The 13,504-nt window shown below is 72.5% G+C and carries 8 protein-coding genes; 3 read left to right on the top strand and 5 right to left on the bottom strand.

Going from position 1 to position 13,504, the window contains the following annotated elements:
- Nucleotides 1–146: 146 nt before the first annotated feature.
- On the top strand, nt 147–2,780 hold the full coding sequence (gene glgP, locus OG432_RS08695; protein WP_328309404.1) for an alpha-glucan family phosphorylase: 2,634 nt from the start codon (nt 147–149) through the stop codon (nt 2,778–2,780).
- 160 nt (nt 2,781–2,940) lie between these two features.
- Here glgP and OG432_RS08690 read toward each other — a convergent pair whose 3' ends face one another.
- Both OG432_RS08690 and OG432_RS08685 read right to left on the bottom strand, forming a co-directional pair.
- Nucleotides 2,941–4,977 carry a M4 family metallopeptidase gene (locus OG432_RS08690; RefSeq protein WP_328309402.1) on the bottom strand — a complete coding sequence of 679 codons (2,037 nt, stop codon included), beginning with the start codon at nt 4,975–4,977 and terminating at the stop codon, nt 2,941–2,943.
- Between the two features lie 203 nt (nt 4,978–5,180).
- Nucleotides 5,181–6,089 (bottom strand): TetR/AcrR family transcriptional regulator C-terminal domain-containing protein, encoded by a 909-nt coding sequence (locus tag OG432_RS08685; protein ID WP_328309400.1) that lies wholly within the window; start codon nt 6,087–6,089, stop codon nt 5,181–5,183.
- Between the two features lie 113 nt (nt 6,090–6,202).
- On the opposite strand from OG432_RS08685, the gene OG432_RS08680 reads away from it, so the two are divergent.
- Both OG432_RS08680 and OG432_RS08675 read left to right on the top strand, forming a co-directional pair.
- The gene (locus OG432_RS08680) at nt 6,203–7,726 is read left to right on the top strand and encodes an MFS transporter (RefSeq protein WP_328309398.1); all 1,524 of its coding nucleotides are present in this window, start codon (nt 6,203–6,205) and stop codon (nt 7,724–7,726) included.
- Between the two features lie 154 nt (nt 7,727–7,880).
- On the top strand, nt 7,881–8,387 hold the full coding sequence (locus tag OG432_RS08675; protein WP_328309396.1) for a DinB family protein: 507 nt from the start codon (nt 7,881–7,883) through the stop codon (nt 8,385–8,387).
- A 31-nt stretch (nt 8,388–8,418) separates the two neighbouring features.
- Here OG432_RS08675 and OG432_RS08670 read toward each other — a convergent pair whose 3' ends face one another.
- The 3 genes from OG432_RS08670 to OG432_RS08660 all read right to left on the bottom strand — a co-directional run bounded on the left by OG432_RS08670 (nt 8,419) and on the right by OG432_RS08660 (nt 13,447).
- Nucleotides 8,419–9,570, bottom strand: a complete 1,152-nt coding sequence (locus OG432_RS08670; protein WP_328309394.1) for a DUF1266 domain-containing protein — start codon at nt 9,568–9,570, stop codon at nt 8,419–8,421.
- A gap of 68 nt (nt 9,571–9,638) precedes the next feature.
- Nucleotides 9,639–11,528 carry an ABC transporter ATP-binding protein gene (locus OG432_RS08665; RefSeq protein ID WP_328309392.1) on the bottom strand — a complete coding sequence of 630 codons (1,890 nt, stop codon included), beginning with the start codon at nt 11,526–11,528 and terminating at the stop codon, nt 9,639–9,641.
- On the bottom strand, nt 11,525–13,447 hold the full coding sequence (locus tag OG432_RS08660) for an ABC transporter ATP-binding protein (RefSeq protein ID WP_328309391.1): 1,923 nt from the start codon (nt 13,445–13,447) through the stop codon (nt 11,525–11,527). The genes OG432_RS08665 and OG432_RS08660 overlap by 4 nt, the downstream gene beginning before the upstream one ends.
- Nucleotides 13,448–13,504: the final 57 nt, after the last annotated feature.

The following is a 13,504-nucleotide window of genomic DNA, read 5'->3' as shown; positions in this document are numbered from 1 at the left end:
CGCCGGGAACTCCCGGAATCCATGGCTCCGGACCGCGGGGCACAGTCGTGGCACGGGGCGCACCGGCACTACCTTCGGGAGTGAAGGAGGGGCGCACATCGCGGTGTGGCCGCCCCGCTACGTACGTCCCCTGCGAAGGTGGAAGCGTGAAGGCAATCCGTCGATTCACCGTGCGCCCTGTCCTGCCCGACCCCCTTCGTCCGCTCGGCGACCTCGCGCGCAACCTGCGCTGGTCCTGGCACGCGGAGACCCGAGACCTCTTCAAGGCCCTGGACCCCGACGGCTGGCGGGCGGCGGGTGAGGACCCCGTCCGGCTGCTCGGCGCCGTCGGCGCCGCCCGGCTCGACACGCTCGCCCAGGACCGCCGCTTCCTGCGCCGCCTCACCGCGGCCGCCGACGACCTGGACGACTATCTGCACGGCCACCGCTGGTACCAGGACCAGAGCGGTGAACTCCCGTCCGCCATCGCCTACTTCTCACCCGAGTTCGGTGTCACCGCCGCCCTTCCGCAGTACTCCGGCGGCCTCGGCATTCTCGCCGGCGACCATCTGAAATCCGCCAGTGACCTCGGCGTGCCGCTCATCGGTGTCGGCCTCCTCTACCGGCACGGCTACTTCCGCCAGTCGCTCTCGCGCGACGGCTGGCAGCAGGAGCACTACCCCCTGCTCGACCCCAACGAGCTGCCCGTGTCCCTCCTGCGGGAGCCGGACGGCACCCCCGCCACGGTCTCGCTCGCGCTGCCCGGCGGCCGCGCCCTGCGCGCCGCGATCTGGCAGGCCAGGGTCGGCCGGGTGCCGCTGCTCATGCTCGACTCGGACGTCGAGGACAACGGCCCCGGCGAACGCGAGGTCACCGACCGCCTCTACGGCGGCGGCAGCGAGCACCGGCTCCTCCAGGAGATGCTGCTCGGCATCGGAGGGGTGCGCGCGGTACGGACGTACTGCCGCCTCACCGGGCACCCCGCGCCCGAGGTGTTCCACACCAACGAGGGGCACGCCGGGTTCCTGGGGCTCGAACGCATCCGTGAACTCGCCGGCGATGGGCTGGAATTCGACGCCGCGCTCGAATCGGTCCGGGCCGGCACCGTCTTCACCACCCACACCCCCGTGCCGGCCGGCATCGACCGCTTCGACCGCGAGCTGGTCGCCCGCCACCTGGGCGACGACGGCGAGCTGCCGGGCGTCGACGTCGAGAAGATCCTCCAGCTCGGCATGGAGACCTACCCCGGCGGCGAACCGAACCTCTTCAACATGGCCGTCATGGGGCTGCGGCTCGCCCAGCGCGCCAACGGAGTCTCCACCCTGCACGGCGCCGTCAGCAGGCAGATGTTCGCGGGCCTGTGGCCCGGCTTCGACCCGCAGGAGGTGCCGATCACCTCCGTCACCAACGGCGTGCACGCCCCCACCTGGGTGGCGCCCGAGGTCCTGCGGCTCGGCGCCCGCCAGATCGGCACGGGCCGCGCCGAGGACGCGCTCGCGGTCGGCGGCTCCGACCGCTGGGACGCGGTCGCCGACATCGGGGACGCGGAGATCTGGGAGCTGCGCAGGGACCTGCGCGAACAGCTGGTCACCGAGGTGCGGGAGCGGCTGCGCGCCTCCTGGCGCCAGCGCGGCGCGGGCTCGGCCGAACTCGGCTGGATCGACGGGGTGTTGAGCCCCGACGTGCTCACCATCGGCTTCGCCCGGCGCGTCCCCTCCTACAAGCGGCTCACGCTGATGCTGCGCGACCGCGAGCGCCTGATGGAGCTGCTGCTCCACCCGACCCGGCCGGTGCAGATCGTCGTCGCGGGCAAGGCGCACCCCGCCGACGACGGCGGCAAACGGCTCGTGCAGGAGCTGGTGAAGTTCGCCGACGACCCCCGGGTGCGCCACCGCATCGTGTTCCTGCCGGACTACGGCATGAAGATGGCGCAGAAGCTGTACCCGGGCTGCGACGTCTGGCTCAACAACCCGCTGCGCCCCCTGGAGGCCTGCGGGACGAGCGGAATGAAGGCCGCTCTCAACGGCTGCCTCAACCTGTCCGTCCTCGACGGCTGGTGGGACGAGTGGTTCGAGCCCGACTTCGGCTGGGCCATCCCGACCGCGGACGGCGCGGCGACCGACGAGGACCGCCGCGACGAGCTGGAGGCCAACGCCCTGTACGACCTCATCGAGGACCGGGTCGCCCCCCGCTTCTACGACCGGGGCGCGGCGGGCCTTCCGGACCGCTGGATCGAGATGGTCCGCCAGACCCTCACCACGCTCGGCCCCAAGGTGCTCGCGGGACGCATGGTGCGGGAGTACGTGACCCGGCTCTACGCGCCGGCCGCGGCCGCCCACCGCTCCCTCGACCCGTCCACCGCACGGGAGTTGGCGCAGTGGAAGGCGCGGGTCCGGGGCGCCTGGCCGCGGGTCGCGGTCGACCACGTCGAGGCGGCGGCGCCCGACGCGGCGGCGCAGAACGGGACCGCGGAGCTCGGCTCCACGCTGGCGCTGCGGGTACGGGTGGCCCTGGGAGAGCTCGGGCCCGACGACGTCGAGGTGCAGGCGGTGGCCGGCCGGGTGGACGCGGCCGACTCCATCGCGGACGCGGCCGTCTTCCCGCTGAAACCGGCGGGCGGACCCGACCTGGAGGGCCGCTGGATCTACGAGGGCCCGCTCGCCCTCGACCGCACCGGCCCGTTCGGCTACACGGTCCGGGTCCTGCCGGCCCACCCCGGCCTCGCGACCCATGCGGAACTCGGCCTGGTCGCCGGCCCGACGGAGGCGACGGGGGAGGGCGCGGGCGTGCTCATGCGCTGAGCCCCGGCCCCGTACGGCCGTGAAACGGGCGGTGCCCGGAGCCCCACAGGGGCTCCGGGCACCTTCACCTTCGAGCCGGTCGCCCGGCCGAAAGATGAGTTCCACGAAGGTGAACTTCACTGCTCTGTGCGGAAGTTCGGTCGTTCGGTGACGCCAGGGTTCAGAAGGAGAGCTTGAAGTCGGTGATGGTGCCGACGTCCTGCTTCGCCTTGTCCTGGACCTTCAGCTTCCACACGCCGTTGGCGGCGACGCTGGAGGCGTTCACGGTGTACGTCTTGTTGAGGTTCGCCGTCGAGTCCGAGGAGGAGCTCTTGAGGCGGAACGACGTGCCGTTCGGGGCCACCAGGTCGATCTGGAGGTCACCGATGTAGGTGTGCGTGATCTTCACGCCGACCTGGAGGGCGGCCGGCGCGTTGCCGGTGATGCCCGAGACGGTGACCGGCGAGGTCACCGCGGCACCCGGGTAGTCCGGGATGGCCACGCTCGCCGTGTTCTCGAAGACCTTGCCGCCGGGGTCGGTGCCGCCGCCGTGGCGGGCGCCGACGTTGATGGCCGCCCACGCGTCGGTGATGTTGTTGACCTCGGCGCTGTTCGCGCCGTACAGCTCGGTCGCCGCGGCGATGGTGCCCGCGCGGGCACCCGCGTAGTCGGTGCTGGAGTTGAACTTGGTGCTGAGCGCCTTGTACCAGATCAGCTGGGCCTTGTCGCGGCCGATGCCGGTGACCGGCAGGCCGTCGGAGGTCGGCGAGTTGTAGCTCACGCCGTTGATGACCTTGGCGCCGCTGCCCTCGGACGCCAGGTAGAACCAGTGGTTCGCCGGGCCGGAGGAGTAGTGGACGTCGAGGTTGCCGACGCCGGAGTACCAGCTGTCCGCGGAGCCGCCGTCCTTGCTCGGCTTGTCCATGTAGCGCAGCGGGGTGCCGTCGCCGTTGATGTTGATCTTCTCGCCGATGAGGTAGTCACCCGGGTCGGAGGAGTTGTTCGCGTAGAACTCCACCGAGGTGCCGAAGATGTCGGAGGTGGCCTCGTTGAGACCGCCCGACTCGTCCGCGTACTCCAGGCCGGCCGTGGCGGCCGTGACGCCGTGCGACATCTCGTGGCCGGCCACGTCGAGCGCGGTCAGCGGGTCGTTGTTGCCGGCTCCGTCGCCGTACGTCATGCAGAAGCAGCTGTCGTCCCAGAACGCGTTGACGTACGCGTTGCCGTAGTGGACACGGGAGTAGGCGCCGACGCCGTCGCCCCGGATGCCGCTGCGGCCGAAGACGTTCTTGTAGAAGTCCCAGGTCGCGCCCGCGCCGTACGCGGCGTCGGCGCCCGCGGTCGCCGCGTTGGAGTTGGTGCCGTCGCCCCAGGTGTCGGTGGTCTGGGTGAACAGCGAACCGGTGCCGGACGAACCGTGGTTCAGGTTGTACGTCTTGTGGCCGCCGCGCGTGGCGTCGGTCAGCGTGTAGTTCGACCCGGTGTGCGTGGTGCTCAGCGTGACCTGCCCGCTGTAGCGGGTGTTGCCCACGCCGGTCTCGATGCCCTGCCACTGGTGCAGCTTGGCGCCCGTCTTGGCGTCCGTGATGACGTGCAGCTGGTTCGGGGTGCCGTCGTCCTGGAGACCGCCCACGACCGTCTCGTACGCGAGGGTCGGCGCGCCCTTGACCATCCAGATGACCTTGCGGGCGCTGTCGGCCTTGTCGGCCTTCGAGCCCACGGCCTTGGCGGCCTTGAGGGCCTGGGCGGCGGCGGTGGCCGGGGCGTCGGCGGGGGCGGTGGTGGAGATGCCCTGCAGCTGCGCGCTGTTCGCCTTGATGACGTCCTTGGTCCTGCCGGCCGCGGTGTCGACCATCAGGTCGCCGCCGAGGACGGGCAGGCCCTGGTAGGTCCGCTCGTAACGGGTGTGGACCGTGCCGTCCTGGTCCTTCGACACGTCGTGCACGACGAGCTTCTCCTGCGCGCCCAGGCCGAGCGACTTGGCGGTGTCCGCCGTGGTCGCGCTGGCCTGGCGTATGAGCTCGGCGCGCTGGGAGGGGGTGAGACTCGCGGGCAGGGCGCCCGGATTGCGTACCGCCTGGGCCTTGAGGGCCGCGGTGGCCGCGGAGTCGTCGGGGTGTGCGCTGGCGGTCCCGGCCTGGAAGCCGACACTGAGCATGGCGGCTGCGGCGATCAGGGCGCCGGTGGCGGTGGCACGACGACGATGCGTGGATCTCACGCGAACTCCTTCTGCGAGGGGGATCCGGGCGACTGGGTGGGGTCGGCCGGGCAGAGCAAAGCGGAGCATGTGCGGCAACGAGATGTTGTGCGTGAAAACTGTGTGCGAGGAACGGGGGAAGAGTGCCAGCAGCGGAGAACCTGTGTCAGGAGCGCGTCAACAAGTTGGCCGAAAACCGTCCGTTGTCCGAAGGTCGTCGTTCGTTAAGCGGACGTTTCGCGGATGCTCACCGCGATGCCGTCGAGGAGTCGGTCGAGGCCGAAACCGAAGAGCGAGTCCAAGTCCATCGCGAACGGCTCGTGTTCGAACAGGGTGGTCAGCACGGGGTAGTGGCCGCGCGACACGATGGCCGCAAACCGACCCCCGTGCCGCTCCATCCATTCGCCGTTGGAGACCCCGGTGTCCTGGAGGGCGTGATCCTCCAACTCCATCGCCAGGCCCAGGCCTTGGACGAACGCGATGAGGGTGAGATGCGCGAGCATCACCTGGTGCGCGCTCAGTGACGTGCCGCGCAGGGCCCTCAGTACCGACTCCGTATAGGTCATCGCCCAGGGCATGGGCTCGGGCCGGTTGAAGGAGGCCATGGCCCGCGCCATCCACGGATGCGCCCGGTACGCGGCCCACAACTGCCGTGTCGCATGGGTGAGTTGTGTGCGCCAGTCACCGGCCGGGTGGCCCGGATCCGCCTCCGCGAACCCCACGTCCGTCATGAGCCGCACGAGCTCGCCCTTGCTCGGCACGTGCCGGTAGAGCGCCATCGTGGAGGTCCCGAGGTCGGCCGCGACCCGCCGCATCGAGAGCCCCGCGAGCCCCTCCGTGTCCGCGATGCGGACCGCGGCGGCCACGACGGCGGCCCGGCTCAAAGGCGCTCCCTGGTCCTGCCCGCGCGCCGGGACCGCATCGGCGACCACCGTGCCGACCCCGGGCACCGCTCGCACCAGGCCCTCCCTCGCGAGCACGGCGAGCGCCTTCGTGGCGGTCGCCATCGCCACCCCCGACTCGCGCACGATGGCCCGGGTCGAAGGCACCCGGGCACCGGGGGCGAGCTCGCCCGAAGCGATGCGGCGCCGGATGCCGGCGGCGATGGAGAGGTAGGGCGCGGGGTCGGTCACGACGGGAGTGTACTAGGGCGCCGAACGGCGTCCCGCCCGGTATCCACGGGGTGTGCGGACGGTGCACTAGGTCGTCGATGGCGCCGTACGCGTACCCCTGCTTCCCTCCCCTCATGGACACCACCACCGGCTCCCTCGCGGGCCCCACGACACCGGGCGCGCCGCGCGCCGGACGCAGGGAATGGACCGCGTTCGCGGTCCTCATGCTGCCCCTGCTGCTCGTCTCGATGGACGTCTCCATCCTCTACTTCGCCATCCCGTTCATCAGCGAGGACCTCACGCCCAGCTCCACCCAGCAGCTGTGGATCCTCGACATGTACGGCTTTGTGCTCGCGGGGCTGCTCATCACCATGGGCGCGCTCGGCGACCGGATCGGGCGGCGCCGGCTCGTGCTGGCGGGGGCGGTCGTCTTCGGCCTCGCCTCGGTCGCCGCGGCCTACGCCGACTCGCCCCAACTGCTCATCGCGGTACGCGCGTTGCTCGGGGTCGGCGGCTCCGCCCTGATGCCCTCCACCCTCGCCCTGATCCGCAACCTCTTCCACGACGAGCGCCAGCGCGCCCAGGCGGTCACCGCCTGGACCGGCGTCATGACCGTCGGTATCTCCTTCGGGCCGGTCGTCAGCGGAGCCCTGCTCGAACGCTTCTGGTGGGGCTCGGTGTTCCTCATCAACCTTCCCGCGATGCTCCTCCTGCTCGTCCTGGCGCCGCTGTTGCTGCCCGAGGTGAAGCACCCGGCGGCAGGCCGCTTCGACCTGCCGAGTGCGGTGCTGTCGCTCGCCGGGCTGCTCCCCTTCATCCAGGGCGTCAAGCAACTCGCCCGCGACGGAGCGGAATTGATGCCCGCCGTGTCCGTCCTGTGCGGGCTCGCCCTCCTGTACGTCTTCGTGCGCCGCCAGTCGCGCCTCGCCCATCCCCTGGTCGACCTGGAGCTGCTGCGCAGGCGCACCTACGGCGGGGCGGTGCTCGCCAATCTCTTCGCGATCGCGGCGACCGTGGGCATGGCCGTGTTCCTCACCCAGTACCTCCAGTCGGTGCTCGGCCAGAGCCCCCTGCACGCGGCGCTGTGGAGCCTGGTGCCGGCGGTGGGGGCGTTCGTGGGGGCGCCGAGCGGGGCGGCCCTCGCCCGGCGCCACGACCGGGGGACCGTCATGGCGGCCGGCTTCGCCGTCTCCGCCTGCGGCTTCCTCGCGCTGACCCAGGTCCGCCCGGACTCGGCGCTCTGGTTCACCCTGGTGGCCTGCGCGGTGTACACCTGCGGCCTCGTGGCCGCGATGTCCCTGGCCAACGAACTCGCCCTGGGCGCGGCGCCGCCCGAGCGGGCCGGCTCCGCGGCCGCGGTCCTGGAATCGGGCCAGGAGCTGGGCGGGGCGCTCGGCATGGCGGTCCTCGGCTCGGTGGGCGCGGCGGTCTACCGCCACGGCATGGCCGACACCGGCGCGCCGGCGTCGGCGCGGGAGACGCTGGGGGCGGCGGTGGCGCTCTCGCGCGGGGACACGGGGCTGGCCTCCTCGGCGTACGCCGCGTTCACGCGGGGGCTGGATTTCGCGGCGTTGGGGGCGGCGGGGTTGATGGTGGGGGCGGGGGTGCTGGCGCTGCTGCTTCTGCGCGAGCGCCGGGCGGCGGGGCGGGTGGGGTGAGCCGGGCTTCGCGCGGTTCCCCGCGCCGCTTGGGGGGCGGGTGGTTGGGTGTGGGTTTGGGTTCGCTGCGGGGATTGGGGGCGCGGGGAACTGCGCGAAGGTTGGTCGGGGTACTGTGCGGGCCGCCCCAATCCCCGAGCCAGGAGCCACCCCGGTGAACGACGACCGCATAGGCCCGCCCCACCACGCCCCGGAACGCGAAACCCTCCGCGCCTTCCTCGACTACCACCGAGCGACGCTCGCCATGAAGTGCGCGGGGCTCGGCGACGAGGAGCTGCGGCGGCGCTCGATGCCGACCTCCACGCTCACGCTGCTCGGCCTCGTGCGGCACATGGCCGAGGTCGAACGGACCTGGTTCCGCCGGGTGTTCGAGGATCACGACATCCCCATGGTGTGGTCGGACGAGATCGACTTCCAGGCCGCGTACGACACCGAAGGCGCGACCCGTTCCGAGGCGTTCGCCGCGTGGGAGGCCGAGGTCGAGCACTCCCGGCGGGTCGAGCGGGAGGCCGCGTCACTCGACCTTTCGGGCCTTCAGCCGCGCTGGGGCGAGGAGGTGTCGCTGCGCATGGTGATGCTGCACATGATCCTTGAGTACGGCCGCCACAACGGCCACGCCGACCTCCTGCGCGAGGGCATCGACGGAACCGTCGGCGCCTGAACCGCCCCCGCCCGAACCGCCCCCGCCCCGCTCAGCGCCAGGGGATGTTGCGCCAGGGGCTGCCCTCGTGCCCGGTGAGGATCCGGTGGGCGCTCACGTTCTGCTGGTAGAAGCTGCCGTACGACTCCTCGTCGAAGCGCAGCACCCGCCCGAGCGCGTACCCCGCGGAGAACTCCTCCCACGAGCGGTGGGCCGCCTTGCTCAGGGCCCCCGCGTGCACGATCACCTGCTCCGCCTCGTGCGGCGTGCAGTACCGGGCCGAGAGCCCCCAGCGCGCCAGGTTCACCGCGCGCCCGTAGTCGTAGGCGACGGCCGTGGTGACCCGGCCGTCCGGCGGGAGCAGTCCGTCCGCCCGGAACCGGGCCTCGTAGCGGAGGATGCGCCGCACCAGCTCCTCGATGTCCCGGACGGCGGCGTGGCCCACCCCGATGTCCTGGGCGTGCCCGGCGGCCGTCTCGCGCCACAGCTCGGCCGGCGGCGCCTCGTCAAGACCGGCCCGCAGCTCCTCGCGCACGCGCAGCACGAAGTCCGGCTCGGCGGGGCTGTTGCGCGCGTCCAGCAGGGCGTCCACCTGCTGACGCCAGCCCGCACGGTCCGTGATGCCCCAGGAGTCGCGCAGCATCCGCAGCTCGGCGGTGTACTCCTGGTAGAGGGAGCCCACCTCGTTCCACGGCACGTCATGGGTGACCGCGAGATGCGCGCCACAGGCGAGGCCGTAGGCGAGCGGCCCGTGCAGCGGCCCGTGCCGCAGCCCGGTCAGCCGCTCCGGGCGCTCGGCCTCCGCGTGGAGCCGGCGCCACCGGGCCAGCTGCTCGGCGCCCGTCGGCAGGAACAACTGGGCCGGGGTGCCCGCGTTGACGGCGAGCAGCGTCCGCCCGCCGAGCAGGCCCGAATCGGCGATCCATCCGAGCGAGACGCCGTGGAACACCCAGTCCGGGTGCCACGGCGGCAGCATGCCCCGGGTGAACACCGCTTTGCAGGGCCGCCCCGCCGCGTCCCGGTGGGCGGGCCAGCGGACCCGGTCGGGCCGCGCGTCGACCTCGGCCTTCGGCGCGGCGATGTAGAGCACCTCGCGGGCGAGCACCCGCAGCTGCGCCTCGGTGTCGCCGCGCAGCCCCGCGCTGTGCAGCAGCCATTCCGTCTCCGTCGGCGCCGCCCAGCCGATCCCCGTTGCCGTTGCCACCCCCCGATCCTACGAACCCGTCCCGGGCGGGGCGGCGGCAGGTGGGGCGAAGGGGCGGCGCCGCGCGCTCAGGCCAGACTGTCCCGCCACGCCCGGTGCAGATCGGCGAAGCGGCCCGTGCCGGCGATCAGGTCGGCGGGGGAGCCGTCCTCGACGATGCGGCCGTGCTCCATCACCAGGACCCGGTCCGCGATCTCGACCGTGGACAGGCGGTGCGCGATGACCACCGCGGTACGCCCGTTCAGGACCGTCAGCATGGCGCGCTGCACCGCGCGCTCGCCCGGGACGTCGAGGGAACTGGTTGCCTCGTCGAGGATCAGCACCGCCGGGTCGGCGAGCAACGCCCGTGCGAAGGCGACCAGTTGGCGCTGGCCCGCGGAGATCCGGCCGCCCCGCTTGCGTACGTCCGTGTCGTACCCGTCCGGCAGGCTCGCGATGAAGTCGTGCGCGCCGATCTGCCGCGCGGCCCGCTCGATGTCCTCGCGGGTGGCGTCCGGGCGGCCGATCGCGATGTTCTCCGCGACCGTGCCGGAGAACAGGAACGCCTCCTGGGTGACCATGACGACCCCGCGCCGCAGATCCCGTACGGACAGCTCGCGCAGATCCGTGCCGTCGAGCAGCACGCGGCCCGCCGGCGCCCCGCCGTGCTCGGGGCCGGCCGCGGGGGAGGGGTCGTAGAAGCGGGCCAGGAGCTTGGCGAGGGTGGACTTGCCCGCGCCCGTCGACCCGACCACGGCCACCGTCTGGCCGGCGGGGATGGTCAGATCGAACCGGGGCAGCACCTCGCCCCCGGTCCGGTACGCGAAGCTGACCTGCTCGAAATCGACGCGCCGGCCCGGGAGTTCGCCGGCGGGCTCCGGCAATGGCGTCGGCTCGGCCGGCTCCGGCACGGACGGGACCTGGGCGAGCAGGCCGGCCACCTTCTCCAGGGACGCGGCGGCCGACTGGTAGGAGTTGAGGAACATGCCGAGCCGGTCGATGGGGTCGTAGAGGCGGCGCAGGTACAGGACCGCGGCGGCCAGCACGCCCAGGGCCAGAGTGCCGTCCGCGACCCGCGTCGCACCCCACAGCACCATCGCCGCGACCGCGGTGTTGGCGACGAGCCGGGAGCCCACCACATAGCGCGCCATCTCCAGGAGCGCGTCGCCGTTCCTGCGCTCGTGGCGCCGGTTCAGCTCCTGGAACTCCGCGTCGTTGGCGCGCTCGCGCCGGAACGCCTGCACCGGCCGGATCCCGTTGAGGGTCTCCGCGAACTTGACGATCACCGCGGCGATCGCCGTGGACCTCGCGCCGTAGATCGCGCCGGCCCGGCGCTGGTAGGACCGGATCAGGAAGTGCAGCGGAACGTAGGAGGCGACGGCGAGCGCGCCGATGCCCCAGTCCAGCCAGAGCAGCATCGCGCAGATGTAGACCGAGGAGAGGACCACCCCGATCAGCTCCTGGAGTCCCTCGCTGAGCAGTTCGCGCAACGACTCGACGTCCGTGGTGGAGCGCGAGATCAGCCGGCCCGAGGTGTAGCGCTCGTGGAAGTCCACGCTCAGCGCCTGGGCGTGGCGGAATATCCGGCCGCGCAGGTCGAGCAGGACGTCCTGGTTGACCCGTGCGGCCGCCCGGACGAAGGCGTACTGGAAGACCCCGGAGCCCAGCGCGCACACCAGGTACCCGACGCCCACGGCGACGAGCGGCCCGTAGTCGTGCGCCCGGAACGCCGGCACGCCCCGGTCGATGGCGTACGCGACGAGCAGCGGGCCGGCCTGCGCGGCGGCCTGCTGCACCACCAGCATCAGCGTCGCGAGCACCACGCGCCCGCGCAGCGGCCGCAGCAGGGACCGCAACAGCGCGCCGGTCGCACCCGGCGGCGCCGGCAGCTCGTCCCGGTCGAACGGATCGACGTGCGCGTCCGGCTCGGCCTCCGGCTGTGTGCCGGTGGCCGTCTTCTCCCCGACCGTGGTGGTCATCGCCCGTCCTCCCGCTCGTCCTTGTGGTCATCGGCGCCCGACATCAGCCAGGCGTACGCGGCGTTGGTGCGCAACAGTTCCTGGTGCGTGCCGACGGCCTCGATCCGGCCGTCCGACAGGAGCGCCACCCGGTCGGCGAGCATCACCGTCGAGGGACGGTGCGCGACGACGAGCGCGGTGGTGTCCTGGAGCACCCGCCGCAGCGCCGCCTCGACCAGCGCTTCCGTGTGCACGTCGAGGGCGGAGAGCGGGTCGTCGAGGACGAGGAACCTCGGCCGTCCCACGACGGCCCGCGCGAGCGCGAGCCGCTGGCGCTGCCCGCCCGACAGGCTGAGGCCCTGCTCGCCGACCTGGGTGTCCACGCCCTGCGGCAGCCGCGCCACGAACTGCGCCTGCGCGATCTCCAGGGCCCGCTCCAGGTCCCGCGCACTCCCGCCGCCCATCAGGACGTTGTCACCGACCGTCGCCGAGAACAGCGTGGGCTCCTCGAACGCCATGGAGACGAGCCCGCGCAGCCGGTCCCGGGACATCGCGGCGATGTCCTGCCCGTCGAGCGTGATACGCCCGCCGCTGACGTCGTAGAGCCGCGGCACGAGCGCGGTGAGCGTGGTCTTGCCGGACCCGGTCCCGCCGACCAGGGCCATGGTCTCGCCGGGCCGGATGTGCAGATCGATACGGTCAAGCACGGGCGGGCTGCCCTCGGCGGCGTCCGGGTAGCGAAAGGTGACCCCTTCGAACCGGATGCCGGCCGTTCGATCGGCGTCGCGCGCTCCGGGTGCGGCTGGGGCGCCGGTCGCCCGGCCGGCGACGAGGGGTCCCGACTCGGCGCTGGACGCGTCCCATTCAGCCCCTCCGGCGTTTGAGGAGCGGGGGTCCGGGGGCAGCTCGCCGGAGGGGTGGCTCGTGGAGGCGCCCGGCGCCTCCGCCTCCTCCGGGGCGTCCATCGCCTCGAAGAACCGCGCCGTCGCCGTCGCGGACTCCTGGCTCATCGCCAGCAGGAACCCGATCGACTCCACCGGCCACCGCAGGGCCAGCGCCGTGGACAGGAACGCCACCAGGGTGCCCGCCGACAGGCCTCCGTCGGCCACCTGCACCGTGCCGAGCACCAGCGCCGCGCCGATGGCCAGTTCGGGGATGGTGGTGATCAGGCCCCAGATCCCGGCGAGCAGCCGCGCCTTGGCGAGTTCGGTGCCGCGCAGCCGCCCCGCGAGGTCGCGGAAGGCCACCGCCTGGCTGCGGTGCCGGCCGAACCCCTTGATGATGCGGATGCCGAGCACGCTCTCCTCGACGACCGTCGTCAGATCGCCCACCTGATCCTGGGCCCTGCGGGCGACCAGCGAGTAGCGGGTCTCGAAGAGCGAGCAGATCACCACCAGCGGGATCACCGGCACGAGCAGCACGAGGCCGAGGCTCCACTGCTGTGACAGCAGGATCGCGAACCCGGCGAGGATCGTCACCGCGTTGACCACGAGGAAGGTCAGCGGGAACGCCAGGAACATCCGCAGCAGCATGAGGTCCGTGGTGCCGCGCGACAGGAGCTGGCCGGACGCCCACCGGTCGTGGAAGGAGACCGGCAGGCGCTGGACGTGCCGGTACAGATCGGCCCGCATGTCCGCCTCGACCCGTGCCAGCGGCCGCGCCACGAGCCAGCGCCGGAACCCGAAGAGCGCCGCCTCGACGAGCCCGAGCAGCAGCAGGTACAGCGCGCCGAGCCACACCCCGCCGGGGTCGTGCTCGGCGACCGGCCCGTCGACGATCCACTTCAGGACGAGCGGGATCACCAGACCGAGACAGGAGGCGACGATCGCGACAAATGCCGCGCTCAACAGGCGCGTTCGCACGGGTCGGACGTATGGCCACAGGCGCAGGAGCGAGCGCGTGGCCGACGGGTTCTTGGAGGCTGCATGTGTTTCGGACATCAGAGCCGAGCCTACGGACGGGCACCGACAGTGCCCACTGAGTTTCGACCGGGTCCC

Origin of the sequence: Streptomyces sp. NBC_00442 (assembly GCF_036014195.1) — a bacterium.
GTDB lineage: Bacteria > Actinomycetota > Actinomycetes > Streptomycetales > Streptomycetaceae > Streptomyces.
This window is presented reverse-complemented; position numbering and strand designations above follow the sequence as displayed.

Excerpts from the sequence above, each read along its gene's own strand:
- OG432_RS08660 (WP_328309391.1), bottom strand. The coding sequence starts at position 13,447 with ATGTCCGAAACACATGCAGCCTCCAAGAACCCGTCGGCCACGCGCTCG.
- OG432_RS08665 (WP_328309392.1), bottom strand. The coding sequence starts at position 11,528 with ATGACCACCACGGTCGGGGAGAAGACGGCCACCGGCACACAGCCGGAG.
- OG432_RS08680 (WP_328309398.1), top strand. The coding sequence starts at position 6,203 with ATGGACACCACCACCGGCTCCCTCGCGGGCCCCACGACACCGGGCGCG.